We start from the raw sequence: 19,384 nt of genomic DNA, 5'->3' as shown, positions 1-19,384 counted from the left end.
ACGTTAAAACGGGTACGTGAAGCGAACCGTCAGGTGATGGCGCCGATCTGCCAAGGCACGAACTCGTTCTGCCCGTAGCCGTGCTGTTCACTCTTGCTGCGTTCGCCCGAGGCGATGTGCAGCATCATCTGGTAGATGTGCAGGCCCCGTTCTTCGATGGTCATGCTGCCGTCGGCGATGCCGCCGCAATTGACATCCATGTCATCTTCCTGGGTTTCCCACAGGCGCGTGTTGGTCGCCAGCTTGATCGACGGGGAGGGCGCGCAGCCGTAGGCCGAACCGCGGCCGGTGGTGAAGGCGATCAGGTTGGCCCCGCCAGCGACCTGGCCGGTGGCAGAGATCGGGTCGTAGCCGGGCGTGTCCATGAACACCAGGCCATGGGCGCGCACCGGTTCTGCGTATTCGTAGACATCCACCAGGTCGCTGGAACCGGCCTTGGCCACCGCCCCCAGTGACTTCTCCAAGATGGTGGTCAGGCCGCCGGCCTTGTTACCGGCAGAGGGGTTGTTGTTCAGTTCGGCGCCCATGCGTTGGCAATAGGCTTCCCACCACTGGATGCGCGCGATCAGTTTTTCACCGACCTGCTGGCTTACCGCGCGACGTGTCAACAAGTGCTCGGCGCCGTAGATTTCCGGGGTTTCCGACAGTATCGCGGTGCCGCCTGCGGCCACCAGCCGGTCCACGGCATTGCCCAGGGCGGGGTTGGCGGTAATCCCCGAATAGCCGTCCGAGCCCCCGCATTGCAGGCCGACCGTGAGGTGGCGCACGCTGACCGGCTGGCGCTCGACCTGGTTGGCTTCGGCGAGCAACGCCTTGACCTGGGCAATACCGCTGGCGATGGTCTTGCTGGTGCCGCCACTGCCCTGGATGGTGAAGGTGCGCAGGGTGTGGCTGCTTTCCAGCCCCTGCGCGGCGAGCAGGTCGGGGATCTGGTTGGTTTCGCAGCCCAGGCCGATCAGCAGCACCGAGGCAAAGTTGGCGTGCACGGCATAGCCACCCAAGGTACGGCGCAGCATGGCCAAGGCTTCGCCGGAGGGGTCGACGGCGCAACCGACCCCGTGGGTCAGCGCCACCACGCCATCGACGTGCGGATACGGCGCCAGCACCTCGGGGTGGATGTCCCGGCGAAAGTGGTCGGCAATCGCCCGGGCCACGGTGGCCGAGCAGTTCACCGAGGTGAGGATACCCACATAGTTGCGCGTGGCGACCCGGCCATCGGCCCGCACGATGCCCATGAAGGTGTCATCGTTGGGCGCCTGCACACCCCGGGCATCGACGCCAAAGGCGTAGTCGCGAGCAAAGTCGCCCATGGCCAGGTTGTGCACGTGCACATGCTGGCCCGCTGCGATGGCCTCGCTGGCGAAGCCGATGATCTGGCCGTAGCGGCGCAACGGCTGGCCGACAGCCAGGTCACGCGCAGCGACCTTATGCCCGGCGGGGATGGCCTGGCGAACGGTGATGCCTTCGTCCAGCAGCAGCCCTTCGGGCAGTGCCTGGCGGGCAATCAGCACGTCATCGAGCGGGTTGAGTCGGATCACGGCGTTGGCAGTGTGTTCGCTGCCTGTTGTTGTAATGAGTTGCATGACAATCACCTCAAATAGGGTGCGGGGCTCAGGCCAGCCCGCGCTCGCGATAGTCGATCAGGCCAGAGAACAGCATCAGGCCGAAGGCCATGACCACGAAGAAGATCAGGGCAAGGAAGTAGGAACCGGTGAACTGCACGATCAAGCCGATCAGGATCGGCACCAGCACGCCGACCATGTTGCCGCAGAAGTTCATGCTGCCACCCAGCACGCCAGCTTTGGACTTGCCGCCGAGAATGGCCGGCAGGCACCAGTACATCCCGCACCAGCGGATGAAGAACAGCGCCACGCACAGCAGCGCGATGACCCGCGCGGCATCCGGGGTATACGCCACCAGCAGGATGCACAGCGCGGCAACGGCGGCCGAGCCTGCAAACATGCTGCGCATCACCGTGTTCGGTTGGCCGCCGTTGGCTTTCCACTTGTCCGAGATCCAGCCGCCGATCAGCTCACCGATAAAACCACACATGAAGATCAGGAAGGTGGCGCCACCCATGGCCTTGATATCGAGGTTGTGGGCTTGGTGCAGGTAGCTCGGCATCCAGGTCAACAAGCCGTAGAACACGCTGTTGTAGCAGGCGTAGCCGGCGAACATGCACAGCACCGAGCGGCTCTTGAGCAGTTCCTTGAGCACCGCTTTGCGGTTGCCGTTGGCCTGGGTCGCGGCATCGTTGGCCTGGGTGATGTAGGCAAGCTCGGCAGCGTTCACCTGCGGGTGTTCGCTGGGGTGGTTGCGGATGTACCACCAGGCCCAGATACCTGCCGCTACGGTGCCGACGCCGGCGATGATGAAGGCGATGCGCCAGGAGTCGAACCAGGTGATCAGCCCCGCGATGATGATGGCGCCAAACGCGGTGCCCAGCGGCGCGCCGCCGTCGACCAGGGTCGCCCCTCGGCCACGTTCGTTGGGGGTCAGCCAAGCCCCGTTGAGCTTGGCACCCGCCGGCATGATCGGCGATTCGGCCACACCGAGGCCGATGCGGGTGACCAGCAGGGTGATCCAGTTATGGGCAAAGCCGCCCAGTGCCTGGAACGCGCCCCAGCCGATGGTGGCGACACCGATGATATTGCGCACCTGGAAGCGATCGAGCAGCACTCCGGCCGGGATCTGCATCAGCGCGTAAGACCAGAAGAACGCGCTGAGGATCAACCCCTCAAGCGCGGGCGTAAGTTCGAACTCGGCAGAAATCAACGGCAGGGCCACCGACAGCGAAGCCCGGTCGATGTAGTTGATCGCTGCCAGCAACAGCAGGATCAGGAAGATCCGCCAGCGCACGGTGGTCGGTCTGGCGGTGTCTGTGCTGGCCGTGGCGGCGGCCGAGGCCGCGGTGTAAGGGGTGTTCTTCATGCTCATCTCACTTTTGTGATTGTTATGAAATGCCGCGGCGGCGCGGCCCTGCGCCGCCATCGGTTCAGAGCGTCTTCACCTCGCCAGGTGAGATGGCCGAAGGCGTCACGGCAATGCCATTGCACAACGGGGCGCCGAAATCGGGCAGGCTGATCTCGAATACATCGCCCTCGACCGGCTTGATCTGGTCGGCGAACGACAAGGTCGCCGTGCCGAAGAAATGAATGTGCACATCGCCGGGGCGCAGGAACTGGGCGTACTTGAAGTGGTGATACTCCAGGTTGTCCAGAGAGTGGCACATGTTGTCCTCACCGCTGAGGAAGGCCTTTTCCCAGATCACCTGGCCGTCGCGACGAATCCGGCTGATGCCGTCCAGGTGGCGGGGCAGTTCACCCACCCGCAGTTCGGGGCCGAACGAGCAGCTACGCAGCTTGGAGTGAGCCAGGTAAAGGTAGTTGCGCCGTTCCATCACATGGTCGGAGAACTCGTTGCCGATGGCAAAGCCCAGGCGGTAGGGCTGGCCGTCATCGCCGATCACATACAGGCCGGCCAGTTCAGGCTCTTCGCCGGCATCCTCGGCAAATGCCGGGCTCTGCAACGCCTGGCCGGGCCGAACGACGATGGAGCCGTCGCCCTTGTAGAACCACTCCGGCTGCACGCCCGCGGTGCCTGGCGCAGGGCGCCCGCCCTCGATCCCCCACTGGAAGATCCGCGCAGTGTCGGTCAGCGTGGCGGCATCTTCGGTTTTCTGTTGGTGCATCTTGTCGCGGGTCGAGGCACTGCCCAGGTGGGTCAGCCCGGTGCCGCTGATCAGGCAATGGGCCGGGTCTTCGTGGTCCAGCGGGGGCAATACCCGGCATTCGCTCAAGGCCTGGCTGTAGCATTGTTCGGTGCTGTACAGGCCACGCTCGCGTACTTCGGCGGCCAGGCTGTGCTGCTTGCCGATCGCGGCCAAGGCCAGTTCGCGCATTGAGTGGGTATCACGCACGACCTGGATCAGGTCGCCTTCAACTACGCCTACGTGACGTTGGCCTGGGGTGGTTTCAAATTGGATCAGGCGCATGCTGGCTCCTGTGTTGTTCTTGTGGGGATGCCGACACTTTAATTTTCCCCGGCGTTGCTGCCTAATGAGAGCTGCTGACCCCGTGATAACTTTAAGTGATCCCCTATGCTGCCATCCTTGAGCTCCATGGCCTCTCGCCTTCGCTTGCGCCAGTTGCGGCTATTGATCAGCCTCGACGAGCTGGGCTCCATCCATAAAGCGGCCGAGGCAATGTCCATCACCCAGCCCGGTGCAACCAAGGCCCTCAACGAGATTGAATCAACGCTTGGCGCGGTGCTGTTCGAGCGCACCAGCAAGGGCCTCGAAGCCAATGACCTGGGGCGGTGCGTGCTGCGCTATGCGCGGTTGATCAGTAATGACCTGGCACACCTGCGGGAAGAAATGCTGGGGATTCTGCAAGGCCATGGGGGGCGCTTGTCGGTTGGCACCATCATGGGCGCGGTACCGATACTGGTGGAAGGCTTGGCGCGCCTGCGCGACAGTCAGCCAGACCTGTCGGTCTCGGTGGTCGAGGACACCAGCGACCGCCTGCTCAACTTGCTCGACCAGGGCCGCCTGGACGTGGTGATCTGCCGGACCAGCGTCAGCCCGCGCCCCGCCGCGTACGACAGTCGGCCCAAGCACCAGGAACAGTTGGTGTTGGTGGCCAACCCTGGGCACGCCCTGGCCGGCAGTGAGTCGTTGAGCCTGGGCCAATTGGCCAGCTCACGCTGGCTGGTGTTCCCGGTCAACATGCCCATGCGCTTGACCCTGGAGCGCGAATTCCGCGAAGCGGGCCTGAGCTTTCCGCAGTACCCGATTGAAACCTCCTCGACCTTCACCACCTTGTCGATGCTGCTGCAAGACCCTGGGTTGCTGGCCGTGATGCCATGGGATGTCGCCAAGGTCGCGGTGGACCACGGCATGCTGGTGCGCCTGCCGTTGCAGTTGAAGTCGCGCAGTGAGCCGTACGAAGTGGTTACGCGCAAGGACGTGGAGCTGAGCACACCAGCGCAGATGCTGGTGAGCATCCTGATGGCCTGAGCCCGCTGGCGTTGGCGCCTTCAGTCACCGAAAGGTCCGGCGGCGGTGAACGCGCCACCTTGCAGGTGCGCACTGGCATCGTCAGCAGCAGGCTTGGGCTGTTGCGCAAGCTTCTCGCGAAAGCGCTCCGAGCTGTCCTGCGGGTTGAAGCCCAGGTGCGCGGCGAAGCGGTTGTCCCACCACAGCTCACGGTTTGCCGAAACCCCATACACCACGGTGTGGCCAACGTTTTTGGCGAGCAACGCACGTTCTACCAGGTGCGCAAGGTCCGCATAACTCAGCCAGGTCGAGAGCATGCGCAGGTTGCGTGGCTCGGGGAATGACGAGCCGATGCGCAGGCTCACGGTTTCGATGCCGTACCGGTGAAAGTAGAAGGTGGCCAGGTCTTCACCATACGACTTGGACAAGCCGTAGTAGCAGTCCGGGCGGCGCACAGACTGCGCATCCACCGTCTCGTCCTGCGGGTAGAAGCCAGTCACATGGTTGGAGCTGGCGAACACAACCCGCTTGATGCCGTGCTTGCGTGCGGCCTCATAGACATGAAAGGTGCCGCGAATATTGGCGTCGAGAATGTCTTCGAACGCACGCTCCGTGGAAATTCCCCCCAGGTGAACGATGGCGTCCACGCCTTGGGCAAGCGCCAGTACCCCGGCCTTGTCCGCCAGGTTGCAACTGATCACCTCTTCATGGTCGCCAGCCGCTGGCGCCATCGCACTGATATCTGAAGCGCGCACGACAGTGGCGTGGGCCTGCAAGGCTTCGCGCAGGATCTGCCCGAGCCCGCCGGCAGCGCCGGTCAGCAGCAAGCGGTTGAAGGGTTTGCCCGACGTGGGCGAGGCGGGTGTGGTCATGGTCAGCACCTTGGCTTGAAAGGTCGTTGGGGGTAGCGATAACGCCGGGCCACCTGGCAGGCACCCGGCAGCGCGGCATTACATGAAGTTGTACTGGACGCCCAGGCGCCAGCGGGCCTGGCGGTCATCGGTATAGGCGTTGACCTTGATGTCACCCACCTCCATGAACGGCGCCCACTGCTTGTTGAGCTTGTACTTGATGATCAGGTTCTGCTCGTAGTCGCTCTTCTTGTTGTCGTAGCGGATGTAGTCGGTGTCGAAGTGGATGTACTGGTATTCGAAGGCCCACGGGCCTTTCGGGGTGTAGCCCAGCCAACCTTCGAGGCGCGTGGTGTTCTGGTTGTCCTTGGCTCGGTCCGCCTTGGAATGATCGATCTGGTCGCGGTCGAGGTTGCGCGCGTCATGCCGCACACGGGTGGCGACGTACCAGGTGTCGCTGATCTTGTAGCTGTACTTCAAGCCGAACTTGTAGGCGGTGGCGTCCTTGGAGCTGTCCATCTGGAACGCCGGGGTAAGGGTCGACTTGGGGCTCAGCTTGTAGTTGTAGTCCACGGTGAACTCATGGCCGTTGTTGACCATGTTGTCGTAGGCCACGTCCTCACGGTCGCCGGCGGTCTTGTACTTGATCTCGGCGGCGAACCCCAGGCCGGTTTCCATCCGGTAATTCAGCTTGATGCGGTCGGAATGGATGCTGTCGTCTTCGGTGTAGCCGTGGCGGTAGTTGAGGCTGGCCGAGTCTGCGCAGGCATAGAAAGACAGGCCGAGTGTGCTGACAGCAATGAGATTGCGGAGTGTGGTGTTCATTCGATCTTCTTTTCTTGTTTTTGTTGAGGTCGTTTTGAAGCGGGTGGTCACCATCGGATGCGGTGGAGGGCAGGGTGCCGCGATCAGATGCGGCAAAGTTATCGTACAACATTTGGGTTGTCTACGATTTCTTGGGTGGTTGTCGGATGACTTCTTTTTAAACGCCTGAGATGCGCTTTCTAGAGGGTTTTATACGAATAGATAAATGCGACACACGTCCCAAAAGACGCAAATAGGTGCTCGCGCCGGCCGGATTTGAAAGTTTTAAAGGGGTGCTTTTCAAAAGTTGTATGATGACGTAGGATTGCCTCCAGAGCGTGACTCACTCGCCACAAATCCAATAAGAAGGCTCAGACGTCCATGATCATCACTGCTGTAAACGTCCAGGTTTTTTCCTACCCCACGCGCCGCGCTGTCGACAGTGCCGGCCATGCCCACCCCGGTGACGTGACCCAGGCCAAGATGGCGTTGCTGCGCATCACCACCGAATGCGGCAACGAAGGCTATGCACTGGGTGCCCCTGAACTGATCCGCCCGTACGTGCTCGATGGCTTCGTGCGCAAAGTGCTGGTAGGCGCCAATGCCTTTGATCGCGAGAAGATCTGGCACGACCTTGCGCACTGGCAACGCGGCAGCGCCAGCCAGTTGACCGATCGCGCCCTGGCACTGGTCGAGCAGGCCTTGTGGGATTGGGCCGGGCGCAAGTTGAACGTGCCGGTGCACAAGCTGATTGGCGGCTACCGCGACAAGGTGCCTGCGTATGGCTCGACCATGTGTGGCGATGAGCTCGAAGGCGGCTTGTCCACCCCTGAGGAATACGGGCGTTTTGCCGAAACGCTGGTCAAGCGTGGCTACAAGGCCATCAAGCTGCACACCTGGATGCCGCCGGTATCCTTCGCGCCCAGCGTGAGCATGGACATCAAGGCCTGCGCCGCCGTGCGCGAAGCGGTCGGCCCCGACATCGCACTGATGATCGACGGCTACCACTGGTACAGCCGTACCGACGCCCTGACCATCGGCCGCGCCCTGGAAAAGCTCAACTTCGCCTGGTTCGAAGAACCGATGATGGAAGACTCTGCCGAATCCTATGCCTGGCTTGCCGGCCAACTGGACATCCCGGTGCTGGGCCCGGAAAGCCTGGGCGGCAAGCACCTGAGCCGGGCCAGCTGGGTCAAGCATGGTGTTTGTGACATCCTGCGCGCCGGGGTTGCCGGGGTCGGCGGTATTGCACCGTGCCTGAAAGTGGCGCACATGGCCGAAGCGTTCGGCATGGATTGCGAAATCCACGGCAACGGCGCAGCCAACCTGGCCGTGGTCGGGGCCATCAAGAACTGCACCTGGTACGAGCGCGGCCTGTTGCACCCGTTCCTCGACTATGACGAGGTGCCGGCCTACCTCAAACGCCTGGTCGACCCGATGGACAAGGACGGTTTCGTCCACCTGTCGGACCTGCCTGGCCTGGGTGAAGAGATCGACTTCGACTACGTCGAGACCCATACATTGCAGCGCTTCTGACCCGTGCATGGCGGCGCGCGACAGTGCGCGCCGCCCGAGAGTCCAATAACTATAAAAAGGCAATCTCACATGAGCGTACTTCCCACATTCTGGGCAGGGGTCCTTGCCGCATCGCTGGCAATGACCTCGGCACCCACTGCTTTGGCCAAGACACCCGCCGACCAGTTGATCGTCGGCATGAGCATGATCAACCTGTTGTCCCTGGACCCAGCCGGTGCCACCGGGCTGGACGTTTCCGAGGTCAACGCCAACCTGTACGACATGCTGCTGGTGCAGGATGCGCAGCAACCGGACCAACTGGTGCCGGCGCTGGCGCAAAGCTGGCAGGTCAGCGATGACCGCAAGACCCTCACGTTCAAGCTGCGCGAGGGCGTCACGTTCCATTCCGGCAATGCCTTCAGTGCCGAGGACGTCGTCTGGTCGCTGCAACGCATCCTCAAGCTCAACCTGGCCTTGGCCTCGACCTGGAAGGCTTACGGTTTCACGGCAGGCAATGTCGCCCAGTACATGCGTGCCAGTGATGCGCACACCTTCGTCCTCGAGCTGCCGCGGCCGACCGACCCGCTGCTGGTGCTCAACACCCTGGCGACATCGCCTAGTGCCTTCATTCTCGACCGCAAGGTGGTCCAGCAGCACCAGAAGGGCGATGACCTCGGCGCCGCCTGGCTGACCACGCATGCTGCCGGCAGTGGGCCGTTCATCCTCAATGACTGGCGCGCCAACGATGTGATCCTGATGAGCCGTTTCGACGGTTACTGGGGTGGCCCGGCCAAGCTCAAGCGCATCGTCATGCGCAACATGACCGAATCGCAGTCGCTGCGGCTGATGGTGGAGCGCGGCGACCTGGACCTGGCCAAAGGCATGTCCGCCCCGGACATCGAAGCGCTGGAGAAGTCCGACAAGGTGCGCACCGAGACCGTGCAGCGCGGCACCCTCTACTATGTGGCGCTGAGCGTGAAGCAAAAGCCCTACGACGACACCCGCGTGCGCAAGGCGGTACGCTCGCTGATCGACTACCAGGGCATCAACCAGACCGTCATGCCGCATTACGGCCAGCTCAACCAGCGCCCACTGCCGTTGGGCCTGCCGGCACGCCTGGACGACCCAGGCTACCGCCTGAACGTGGCCGAGGCGAAACAACTGCTGGCCGAAGCCGGTTACCCCAACGGCTTCAAGACCACCATCCGCGTGCTCACCGAGCCGCCCTTCATCAACATCGCCTCCAGCCTGCAGGCCACCCTGGCCCAGGCGGGTATACAGGCCACCATCGTCACCGGTACCGGCAACCAGATCTACGGCGCCATGCGCGAACGCAGCTTCGACATCCTGGTCGGCCGTGGCGGCGGCGGTGCCGAGCGCCACCCGCATTCGAGCTTGCGCACCCTGGTGTACAACCCGGACAACCGTGACGAAGCCAAGCTGAGCAACTTCCAGGGCTGGCGCACCTCGTTCTACAGCCCCGAGCTGAACAGCCTGATCGAGCAGGCCGAAGTCGAACCCGACAAGGCCCGCCAGCTGGCCCAGTACCAGCAGATCCAGAACACGCTCGACACCCAGGTTGGGGCGATCCTGCCGGTTTCACAGATGACCGACACCGTGGTGCTGTACCACGACGTGCAGAACTATCAGGCCCACAGCGCGGCCACCACCCGTTACAAAGACGTCTACAAGTCGCGATGAGCGGGACGGGGGCGTGCGCGCCCCTGACGCCTCGGTGTTTGCTGAACGCTTTTTCAGGAGCCTGTTATGTTGCTTTCGACTGCCTCTGTGCTGGGCACCCGCGTGTCTGCCACTGCCCGACGGGCCAGCACGGTGCTGGTGACCTTGCTTGGCCTGTTGGCGCTGACGTTCTTCATTGGTCGGGTGATGCCGCTGGACCCGGTGCTGGCCGTGGTCGGTCCGGATGCCGACAGCTCCACCTATGAGCAGGTCTACCAGGCCATGGGCCTGGACAAACCGATCTGGACCCAGTTCGGGCTGTACCTCAACGATTTGCTGCACGGCGATTTCGGCAATGCGCTGCTCACCGGCCACCCGGTGCTGGACGACATCAAGCGGGTGTTCCCGGCGACCATCGAGCTGGCCACGCTGGCGATCCTGTTCGGCATCCTCATCGGCCTGCCACTGGGCGTGGTCGCCGCCAGCAACCAGGGCCGGCTGGGCGACCATGTGGCGCGGGTCATCACCCTGTTCGGCTACTCCACGCCGATTTTCTGGGTGGGCATGATGGGCCTGCTGGTGTTCTACGCCTGGCTTGGCTGGGCCGGCGGGGCAGGGCGCATCGACCTTGCCTACGACGGCATGGTCCCCGACGTGACCGGCCTGCTGCTGATCGACACTGCCTTGGCGCGTGACTGGGAAGCCTTCAGCAGTGCGCTGCGCCACATCATCTTGCCGGGGCTGATCCTCGGGCTGAACTCGGTGGCCTATATCAGCCGCATGACGCGCAGCTTCATGCTCGAGCAGCTCTCCCAGGAATACATCATCACAGCGCGGGTCAAGGGCCTGTCGCGGCGCCAGGTGGTCTGGGGCCATGCGTTTCGCAACATCCTCGTGCAGTTGCTGACCGTCGTCGCGCTGGCCTACGGCTCGCTGCTCGAAGGTGCGGTACTGATCGAGACCGTGTTCGCCTGGCCCGGTTTCGGCCAGTACCTCACCAGCAGCCTGATGCTCGGTGACATGAACGCGGTGATGGGCTGCGTGCTGGTGATCGGCCTGATCTTCGTCGCCCTCAACCTGATCAGCGATGCCCTGTACAAGGTGTTCGACCCAAGGACCCGCTGAGCCCGAGCGGGCCGCGTGAACACATTGCATAACTATAAAAAGAAGGACGCCCACATGAAGACTGTACTCCCCCCGCTGCACATGAGCCTGCTGGGTGTGATCCTGGCGCTGGGGCCAATGGCTGCCGTGCAGGCCAAGACCCCCGCCGACCAGTTGATCGTCGGCATGAGCATGGTCAACCTGTTTTCCATCGACCCGGCCAACGCGCCGGGCCTGGATGCCTCCGGGGTCAATGCCAACCTGTACGACACGCTGGTCAAGCGCGACCAGGGCAACCCGGAAAAACACCTGCCACAGCTGGCCGAACGCTGGGCCATCAGCGAAGACGGCAAGCAGATCACCTTCCACCTGCGCACTGACGTCACGTTCCATTCCGGCAACGCGCTTACCGCCGAGGACGTGGCCTGGTCGCTGTACCGCGTGATGAAGCTCAACTACGGCCTGGCCACCACCTGGAAGGCCTACGGCTACACCGTCGACAACATTCAGGCACTGATTCGCGCCAGCGATGCACACACCTTGGTCATCGACCTGCCACAGCCGACCGACCCGCTGCTGCTGATCGACTCGCTGGCAACTTCGCCCAGTGCGGTCATCGTCGACCGCCTGCAGGCCTTGAAACATGAAAAGAATGGCGACCTTGGCGCCGCCTGGCTGGTCACCAACGAAGCCGGCAGCGGCCCGTTCACCTTGGCCAAGTGGAGCGCCAACGATGCACTGGTGATGAACCGTTTCGACGGCTACTGGGCAGGCCCGGCAAAGATGAAGCGGGTGCTGGTGCGGCACATGACCGAATCACAGTCGCTGCGCCTGATGCTTGAACGCGGCGACCTGGACCTGGCCTATGGCATGGCCGCGCCCGACATCAAGGCCGTCGAGCGCACCGGCACGCTGCAGGTTCAGCCCTTGCAACGGGGCACCATGTACTACGTGGCGATGAGCATGAAGCAGCCTGAGTTTGCCAACCCGAAAGTGCGCGAGGCCGTGCGCTACCTGATCGACTACAAAGGCATCGACGAGCAGGTCATGCCGCACTATGGCCTGCTCAACCAGCAGCCGATGCAACTGGGCCTGGACGCACGCCTGCCAGACCCTGGCTACCGGCTCGACGTGGCCAAGGCCAAGGCGTTGCTGAGCGAAGCCGGCTACCCGCAAGGCTTCAGCACCACCCTGCGGACGTTGTCCGAACCGCCCTTCATCGACATTGCCGCACGCATGCAATCGACCCTGGCCGAGGGCGGCATCAAGGCCAGCATCGTCACCGGTACCGGCAACCAGGTGTACGGCGCCATGCGCGCACGCAACTTCGAGATGATCGTCGCCCGCGGTGCCGAGCGCTACCCGCACCCTTACTTCAGCCTGCGCACCTTCGCCTACAACCCCGACAACAGCGACGCGGCTGGCCTGCCCAACTTCCAGGGCTGGCGTGCGTCGTTCTTCGATCAACCGCTCAATGCACTGATCGACCAGGCCGGGGTCGAGCGAGACCCTGGCAAACGCCTGAACCTGTACCACCAGGCGCAGAAGCGTTACGACGAACAGGTCGGCCCGATCATGATGATTTCGCAGATGACCGACACCGCAGTCAGCGCGGTGGACGTCAAGGGCTTCACCGGCGATGACGCCGAGGCGACCCGTTACCTGGGCGTCTACAAGCAACGCTGAACACTGCCGAGGGCGCCTGCGGGCGCCCCAGGTGGCCATGAGTTCACATCGAGAGCATGCCGATGATTGCCAACCTGTCTTCTACCGTTTCAAACGACAAGGCGCAGGCCGACCGCGCACCCGCGTCGAGCGTCGACGCGCTGTACAAGAGCAGCCTGCGGGTGCTGCGCCACTTGCTGCGCAACCCGATGACCCTGGCGGGCCTGCTGGTGGCCTTGCTGCTGGTCGTGGTGGCCGCCTTCGCACCCTGGATCGCCACCCATGACCCGGTGGTGCAGAACCTCGCCAATGCCTTGCAGGCACCCGGTGCAGCGCACTGGTTCGGCACCGACGAATACGGCCGCGATATCTTCAGCCGGCTGGTGTATGGCTCACGCATCACCCTGTACATCATTACCCTGGTAACCGTCATCGTCGGCCCGATCGGGTTGTTCATCGGCACCGTGTCGGGTTATTTCGGCGGCGTCGTCGACACCGTTTTCATGCGCATCACCGATATCTTCATCTCCTTCCCCAGCCTGGTCCTGGCGCTGGCGTTCATCGCGGCCCTGGGCCCCGGCCTGGAACATGCCGTGGTCGCCATCGCGCTGACCTCGTGGCCACCGATCGCGCGCCTGGCGCGCGCCGAAACGCTGTCGTTGCGCAAGGCCGACTTTGTCGTCGCGGTCGAGCTGCAGGGCGCCTCGCCGACGCGGATCATCCTGCGCCACATCGTGCCGATGTGCCTGTCGTCGGTGATCATCCGCCTGACCATGAACATGGCCGGCATCATCCTGACCGCCGCTGCGCTGGGCTTTCTTGGCCTGGGCGCGCAGGCGCCGCTGCCGGAGTGGGGCGCAATGATCTCCACCGGCCGGCGCTACATGCTCGAATGCTGGTGGCTGGTAGCCGTGCCGGGGGCCGCGATCATGCTGGTGAGCCTGGCGTTCAACCTGTTGGGCGATGGCCTGCGGGACATTCTCGACCCGCGTAGCGAGTAACTGGAGGCTTTATGTCGACGCTCAAACTCACTGTCGATTCGCTCAACGTGCGCTTCGTCAATGGCAAGAAAGAAACCCATGCGGTGCGCGACGTGTCGTTCACCCTCGGCCGGGAAAAACTGGCCATCGTCGGCGAGTCCGGTTCGGGCAAGTCCACGGTCGGGCGCAGCCTGCTCAAGCTGCACCCCGGTAGCACGCAGATCACCGCCAAGGCCCTGCAGTTCGGTGATGTCGACCTGCTCAGCGCCAGCGAGAAGGCCATGCAGAAGATTCGCGGCCAGCGCATCTCGATGATCATGCAAGACCCCAAGTACTCGCTCAACCCGGTGGTGAAGGTCGGCGAGCAGATCGCCGAGGCGTACCTCGCGCACCACAAGGCCAGCCGCAGCGAAGCGCGCGAGCGGGTCTTGCTGATGCTTGAAAAAGTCCATATCCGCGACCCCGGGCGGGTCTACAACCTGTACCCGCATGAAGTCAGCGGCGGCATGGGCCAGCGCATCATGATTGCCATGATGGTGATCACCAACCCGGAAGTGATCATCGCCGACGAGCCGACCTCGGCACTCGATGTGTCGGTACGCCAGCAAGTGCTCAATGTGCTCGAAGAGCTGGTGGTCGAGCAGCAGATGGGCCTGATCTTCGTCAGCCACGACCTCAACCTGGTCCGCAACTACTGCGACCGGGTGCTGGTGATGTACGCCGGGCGGGTGGTGGAATCGCTGGCCGCCTGCGACCTGCAGTACGCCGAACACCCGTACACCCGTGGCCTGCTGGCAGCCTTGCCGAGCATGGACAACCGCCGGCCGCGCTTGCCGGTCTTGCAACGCGACCCGCTGTGGCTCACCTGCTGAGGTAACTGACATGACCATGATCCAAGCACAATCGCTGAACCTGAGCTTCGGTGTGGGCGCTGCCTGCAACCAGGTGCTGCACGACGTCGACCTGACGGTGGAAGACGGCGAGTCGTTCGGCCTGGTCGGCGAGTCGGGCTCGGGCAAGACCACGGTCCTGCGCTGCCTGGCCGGCCAGTACCGGCATTGGAGCGGGGCGCTGAGCATTGCCGGGGCGCCCCTGCAACACAAGCTCAGCAAGGAACACTTTCGCAAGGTGCAGATGGTCTTCCAGGACCCTTACGGCTCGCTGCACCCGCGGCACACCATCGACACCGCGTTGCGCGAGCCGCTGACCATCCACGGCATGGGCGAACGCGACGACCGCATCAACGACATTTTGCTCAAGGTCGGGCTTAACGACAGCTTCCGCTACCGCTACCCGCACCAGTTGTCGGGCGGGCAACGCCAGCGCGTGGCCATCGCCCGGGCGCTGATCCTCGAACCGCGCGTGCTGCTGCTGGATGAACCGACGTCGGCGCTGGATGTGTCGGTGCAGGCCGAGATTCTCAACCTGCTGGCAGACCTGCGTCAGCGCGAGAAGCTGACCTACCTGATGGTCACCCACGACCTGGGTGTGGTCAGCCACCTGTGCGACAAGGTGGCGGTGATGCAGCAGGGGCGGATTGTCGAGCGCCTGGACAGCCAGGCCTTGAGCCAGGACCTGGCCTGCCACGACTACACCCGCATGCTGGTGCAAGCCAGCCGCGATTTCAGTGCCGAGTCGCCACGCGTGGCATCCGCCTGATCAGCTACCTCACCGCAATGGCAACTACAAGGAAGATAAAAATGCCGTACGCAAGACCACTTCTGACCACGTTGGCCATCAGCTGCAGCCTGCCGCTGTGGGCGATGGAGCCGCCCACCAAGCTGCAGGTGCCGACGCTGGCCTATGACGACCAGCAGATCATCCTGGTCTGGGAAAAGCCGGCCGACCATGCCGACATCACCGACTACCACGTCTACGCCAACGGCAAGCTGCTCGGGGGCAGCAACGCCAACAACGACCAGGTATCGCCCGCCAAACCCTACATCGACCGCTTCTACCAGCAGGACACGCGCAATTTCCATCACCGCATCGCCATCCACAGCTACACCGCACAGGGCCTGGCGCCCGACACCGAGTACCGCTTCACCGTGCGCTCGGTGGGCCGCAACGGCAAAGAGTCGGCTGATAGCCCCGTCATCACCCAACGCACCACCGCCGTGCCGGCGTTGTTCGATGTCAAACAGTACGGCGCCAAGGGCGACGGCCGCGCCCTCGACACTGTCGCGATCCAGCGCGCCATCGATGCCTGCACTGCAGGCTGCAAAGTGCTGCTGCCCGCCGGCACCTACAAGAGCGGCTCGCTGTACCTCAAAAGCAACATGACCCTGGAAATCGCCGAGGGCGCGACGTTGCTGGGCTCCGAGCGCGCCGAGGACTATCCTCGCCAAGGCTACATCCAGTACCCGTACTCCACCACCGTGCGCCCGGCCTCGCTGATCAACGCCTTGCCGCGTGACCCACGCAAGCACCAGGCATTCGAGAACATCCGCATTGTCGGCAAGGGCGTCATCGACGGCAACGGCTGGAAGCGCCATGCCGACGTGCTCGACGAGCGCGGCCAGGCGCTGCCGTTCTACCTGCCCAGCGACAATACCCGTTACCTGCAGGACGGCCTGCTGGCCAAAGCCCAGGTCGAACGTGCAGTGGCCGAGGGCATGAACGTCAAGGACGCCTATGGCCAGATGCGCTCGTCGCTGGTCACTTTGCGCAATGTCACCAATGTCTTCTATGGCGGCTTCACCGTGCTCAACCCGGCCTACCACGGCATCATGAACCTGGAGACCGAAAACGTGGTGCTGGCCAACACCACGCACAAGACCTACGACGCCAACAACGGCGATGGCATCGAGTTTGCCAACAGCCGTGGCGCCATGGTGTTCAACAACTTCTTCGATACCGGTGATGACTGCGTCAACTTCGCTGCCGGCACGGGCGCCGATGCGGTCAGGCAAAAGCCCCAGGAAGACGCCTGGATCTTCAACAACTACTTCCGCAAGGGCCACGGCATGGTCGTCGCCGGCAGCCACACCGGGGCGTGGATCCAGAACATCCTGGCCGAGGACAACGTCTCCGACGGCACCGATACCGGCTTACGCATGAAGAGCACCAACTTCATGGGGGGTGGAGCGCGCAACGTGGTATTCCGCGATTCGGCGATGCGCAACACGGTCAAGCAGGCGTTCATCTTCACCCTCGATTACAACGACCCCAATGCCAAGCTGGATTACCAGAAGTCGACGATAGCGGGGCAGTTCCGCGATGTGCGGGTCAGCGATGTCACCGTCGAGAACGCCCAACTGGCGGCAATCGAGGTCAAGGGCGACAGCCTGCATGGGGCTTATCACCAGGGACTGGCCTTCGAGCGCGTGCGCTTCAGTGGGCCCGCCAAGGTGAAAATCGACGGCCTGCAAGGCTCACGGTTCGAGGCGGTTCACTTCAGCGAAGCCGGCACCGGCAACCCCTGGCAGGTCGGTAGCAGCGAAGGGCTAGTGTTCAAGGATGTACGGCCGGCCCCTGAGCCCGCTCACTCGCTGTAGACCGCCTGAAGCTTCTGCGCCTCACGCAGTCGCATGCGGCTGTTGCTCAAGTGCAGGAACATCGCCGCACGGGCGGCATCGACCTGCCTGCTGACGATGGCGTCGAAGATCTGCTGATGTTCGGCGTTGATGCCTGCCAGGTAGGTGCTGCGATTGCTTTGCCCGGTGTAGGCCGAGTTCATCCGGGTGCGGGGGATCAGCTTGGTGCCCAAGTGCTTCATGATGTCGATCAGGTAGGGGTTGCCGGCAGCCTTGGCGATTTTCAGGTGGAACTGGAAGTCGGCATTGGTGGTGCTACCGGACTTTTCCGGACCTTGCAGCAGCGCCTTCAGCGCCTGCTCCAGTTCGTCGATGGCCTGGGGCGTGGCCCGTTCGGCGGCCATGCCGGCGGCTTGCACTTCCAGGCTCAGGCGAAACTCCAGCAGGTCGAGCACGTCGGACAACAGCATGATGGTCGCCGGCCCGACGTTGAAGCCTTCCGGTGCCGGCATATCGAGGACGAAGGTACCGACGCCGTGCTGGGTCTCGACCAGGCCGGCCGCCTGCATCCGCGACAAGGCGTCACGCACCACCGACCGGCTGACGCTTTCGGCGGCCATGATCTGGGTTTCGGTGGGGAGTTTGTCGCCGCGCTTGAGGGTGCCCTCGCGCATGCGTTGGGCAAAGCGCTCGACCAGCGATTCGGCGAGGCGGCGCGGTTTGATTTGGGCGGTGGCGTTGAAGTCCGACATCGTCGTGCTCTTGGCTGATCAGCGGGCATTATAGTGCGTTTTGCGGCAATACTGCGGTTACAATCCTCCATCGTCTGGTTTGAATGGATCCTCCCATGGAGCGTGTTAACCCTGATCGACGCGTCAGCCTGGCCCAGCAACTGGTGCTGGAGCTGTCGCGCAGCATATTGGCCGGCGAACTGCCGGCCGGTACCAAGCTGCCGACCGAGCAAGCCTTCACCGAAGCGCGCAAGGTCAGCCGTACCGTGGTTCGCGAGGCGATGTCGCGGCTGCAGGCCGAGGGCCTGGTAGAAACCCGGCGTGGCATCGGTACGTTCGTGATGGACACCATCCGGCCGGGCGACCTTCAAGCCCACTCACATGAAAAGGGCAGTGCCCTCGATGCGGTAGCACTGCTCGAACTGCGCCTGAGCCTTGAAGTCGAGTGCGCCGCCCTGGCCGCGCAGCGCGCTACACCCGGCCAGTTGCTGACCATTCGCGCGGCGCTGGACGATGCCAATGCCGTGGGGCCGCTGCACAAGGACAGCACCCGTATCGTCTTCGAGTTTCACCTGCAGATTGCCCTGTGCACCAGCAACAGCTTTTTCATCGATGCCATGCAGCACCTGGCCGATACCCTGATGAGCGGCGCACAACGCACGCTCAGCGACGGGCAGCGCGCCCAGCACGTGCGTGAGCGCGAGCAGCTGTACGTTGCGCTCGAGCATCACGACGCCGATGCCGCTCGGGCCGCCATGCGGCTGCATCTGACCAATGCCCTGCATCGCGCGCGCAGCGCCGCTCAGGCGCCGGGGTAAAGAATGCCGTTCGGACGCCGGCGTGAAAAACTCTGAATCTTCCCGGGGTGGGCGCAGTCGACCGGTTGTAGCCAACTGACGGAGAACGCACATGTCTCGCCCCGATGAACCCAAGCCTTACACGCCAGCGGAAATCGACGATACCGAAGACCGCATGGGCAGCGTCCACGAGCTGGACTTCGATGACCGTAACGACGAACGCGAAGGGCGGGTGGGTGACGAGCGACCTGCCCGTGAAGCTGACCAGGAATTCCCGCCGCAACGTGTCGCCGAAGCCGGCATGACGGGCGGTGAGGCGCTGAGCGACAGCCTCCACGAAGACAATGTCACCTATGACGACATGAGCCCGGACACCTTGCTGGACGAGACCGGTGCCCGTGACCCGTATGAAGCCGGTGACGGCGAAGGCCCGGCTGACCAGTCCCTGCGGCGGGTCGGTGCGGGCGAAATTGGCGGCGGGTTCGGCCTGGACGAGGCAGAGCTGGCGCGTTCGGCGCCGCTGGACGGCGAACCCTGGACCGATGACGTAGTAGACGACGAGGACAAACCCCATGAATGAGCAACGCTGTGCCTGTGCCCACTGTTCTTGCACGGTGGATGTCAATGCCCTGCAACAAGAGGGCAAGGCGTATTGCTGCGAGGCCTGTGCGTCGGGGCATCGCAATGGCGAGCCGTGCCGCATGAGCGGTTGTGACTGCGCTGAGGCGTCGCGGCCAGTCGAAGACGACGACAGCGCGGTGTGAATTGGACCGCCTTTTGGGGTT

The 19,384-nt window shown here is 63.4% G+C and carries 18 protein-coding genes; 12 read left to right on the top strand and 6 right to left on the bottom strand.

Annotated features, from left to right (window positions below):
- Positions 1–29: 29 nt before the first annotated feature.
- From DJ563_RS06850 to araD1, 3 genes are all read right to left on the bottom strand, one after another.
- Complete coding sequence (locus DJ563_RS06850) at positions 30–1,583, bottom strand: UxaA family hydrolase (protein ID WP_434519110.1); 1,554 nt, start codon at positions 1,581–1,583, stop codon at positions 30–32.
- A gap of 28 nt (positions 1,584–1,611) precedes the next feature.
- On the bottom strand, positions 1,612–2,931 hold the full coding sequence (locus DJ563_RS06845; protein WP_274099239.1) for an MFS transporter: 1,320 nt from the start codon (positions 2,929–2,931) through the stop codon (positions 1,612–1,614).
- 64 nt (positions 2,932–2,995) lie between these two features.
- Positions 2,996–3,994 (bottom strand): AraD1 family protein, encoded by a 999-nt coding sequence (gene araD1, locus DJ563_RS06840; protein WP_434519109.1) that lies wholly within the window; start codon positions 3,992–3,994, stop codon positions 2,996–2,998.
- A gap of 105 nt (positions 3,995–4,099) precedes the next feature.
- Between araD1 and DJ563_RS06835 the strand changes: the two genes are divergently transcribed.
- Complete coding sequence (locus tag DJ563_RS06835; RefSeq protein ID WP_274099241.1) at positions 4,100–5,017, top strand: LysR family transcriptional regulator; 918 nt, start codon at positions 4,100–4,102, stop codon at positions 5,015–5,017.
- Positions 5,018–5,037: 20 nt separating this feature from the next.
- Here the strand turns inward: DJ563_RS06835 and DJ563_RS06830 are convergent, their stop codons facing one another.
- The gene (locus tag DJ563_RS06830; RefSeq protein WP_274099242.1) at positions 5,038–5,868 is read right to left on the bottom strand and encodes an NAD-dependent epimerase/dehydratase family protein; all 831 of its coding nucleotides are present in this window, start codon (positions 5,866–5,868) and stop codon (positions 5,038–5,040) included.
- A gap of 78 nt (positions 5,869–5,946) precedes the next feature.
- Positions 5,947–6,672, bottom strand: coding sequence for an oligogalacturonate-specific porin KdgM family protein (locus DJ563_RS06825; RefSeq protein ID WP_033697931.1), 726 nt, complete (start codon positions 6,670–6,672; stop codon positions 5,947–5,949).
- 360 nt (positions 6,673–7,032) lie between these two features.
- Between DJ563_RS06825 and DJ563_RS06820 the strand changes: the two genes are divergently transcribed.
- The 8 genes from DJ563_RS06820 to DJ563_RS06785 all read left to right on the top strand — a co-directional run bounded on the left by DJ563_RS06820 (position 7,033) and on the right by DJ563_RS06785 (position 17,092).
- Positions 7,033–8,187 (top strand): mandelate racemase family protein, encoded by a 1,155-nt coding sequence (locus DJ563_RS06820; RefSeq protein WP_434519108.1) that lies wholly within the window; start codon positions 7,033–7,035, stop codon positions 8,185–8,187.
- 120 nt (positions 8,188–8,307) lie between these two features.
- Entirely contained in the window at positions 8,308–9,867 is a 1,560-nt protein-coding gene (locus DJ563_RS06815) for an ABC transporter substrate-binding protein (RefSeq protein ID WP_434519702.1), read from the top strand.
- 66 nt (positions 9,868–9,933) lie between these two features.
- Positions 9,934–10,971 carry an ABC transporter permease gene (locus tag DJ563_RS06810; protein WP_033697928.1) on the top strand — a complete coding sequence of 346 codons (1,038 nt, stop codon included), beginning with the start codon at positions 9,934–9,936 and terminating at the stop codon, positions 10,969–10,971.
- A gap of 54 nt (positions 10,972–11,025) precedes the next feature.
- On the top strand, positions 11,026–12,636 hold the full coding sequence (locus DJ563_RS06805) for an ABC transporter substrate-binding protein (protein ID WP_434519107.1): 1,611 nt from the start codon (positions 11,026–11,028) through the stop codon (positions 12,634–12,636).
- A gap of 62 nt (positions 12,637–12,698) precedes the next feature.
- Entirely contained in the window at positions 12,699–13,616 is a 918-nt protein-coding gene (locus DJ563_RS06800) for an ABC transporter permease (RefSeq protein WP_186665379.1), read from the top strand.
- 11 nt (positions 13,617–13,627) lie between these two features.
- The gene (locus DJ563_RS06795; RefSeq protein ID WP_033697926.1) at positions 13,628–14,467 is read left to right on the top strand and encodes an ABC transporter ATP-binding protein; all 840 of its coding nucleotides are present in this window, start codon (positions 13,628–13,630) and stop codon (positions 14,465–14,467) included.
- A 10-nt stretch (positions 14,468–14,477) separates the two neighbouring features.
- Positions 14,478–15,254, top strand: a complete 777-nt coding sequence (locus DJ563_RS06790) for an ABC transporter ATP-binding protein (protein WP_033697925.1) — start codon at positions 14,478–14,480, stop codon at positions 15,252–15,254.
- A gap of 41 nt (positions 15,255–15,295) precedes the next feature.
- Complete coding sequence (locus DJ563_RS06785; protein ID WP_434519106.1) at positions 15,296–17,092, top strand: glycosyl hydrolase family 28 protein; 1,797 nt, start codon at positions 15,296–15,298, stop codon at positions 17,090–17,092.
- Here DJ563_RS06785 and DJ563_RS06780 read toward each other — a convergent pair.
- Positions 17,080–17,823, bottom strand: coding sequence for a FadR/GntR family transcriptional regulator (locus DJ563_RS06780; RefSeq protein WP_047583192.1), 744 nt, complete (start codon positions 17,821–17,823; stop codon positions 17,080–17,082). The two genes, DJ563_RS06785 and DJ563_RS06780, sit on opposite strands and share 13 nt — an antisense overlap.
- A 95-nt stretch (positions 17,824–17,918) precedes the next feature.
- On the opposite strand from DJ563_RS06780, the gene DJ563_RS06775 reads away from it, so the two are divergent.
- The 3 genes from DJ563_RS06775 (at position 17,919) to DJ563_RS06765 (ending at position 19,363) form a co-directional block, all read left to right on the top strand.
- On the top strand, positions 17,919–18,620 hold the full coding sequence (locus DJ563_RS06775) for a FadR/GntR family transcriptional regulator (RefSeq protein ID WP_434519105.1): 702 nt from the start codon (positions 17,919–17,921) through the stop codon (positions 18,618–18,620).
- A gap of 91 nt (positions 18,621–18,711) precedes the next feature.
- On the top strand, positions 18,712–19,179 hold the full coding sequence (locus DJ563_RS06770; protein WP_274099650.1) for a phosphotransferase system, HPr-related protein: 468 nt from the start codon (positions 18,712–18,714) through the stop codon (positions 19,177–19,179).
- Positions 19,172–19,363 (top strand): metallothionein, encoded by a 192-nt coding sequence (locus tag DJ563_RS06765; RefSeq protein ID WP_077068409.1) that lies wholly within the window; start codon positions 19,172–19,174, stop codon positions 19,361–19,363. The genes DJ563_RS06770 and DJ563_RS06765 overlap by 8 nt, the downstream gene beginning before the upstream one ends.
- Positions 19,364–19,384 lie beyond the last annotated feature (21 nt).

It is taken from the genome of Pseudomonas sp. NFX1 (assembly GCF_051123555.1).
Taxonomy (GTDB): Bacteria; Pseudomonadota; Gammaproteobacteria; order Pseudomonadales; family Pseudomonadaceae; genus Aquipseudomonas; species Aquipseudomonas capeferrum.
Note: the sequence above shows the minus strand (reverse complement) of the source record. Positions and strands in the feature narration are given on the sequence as shown.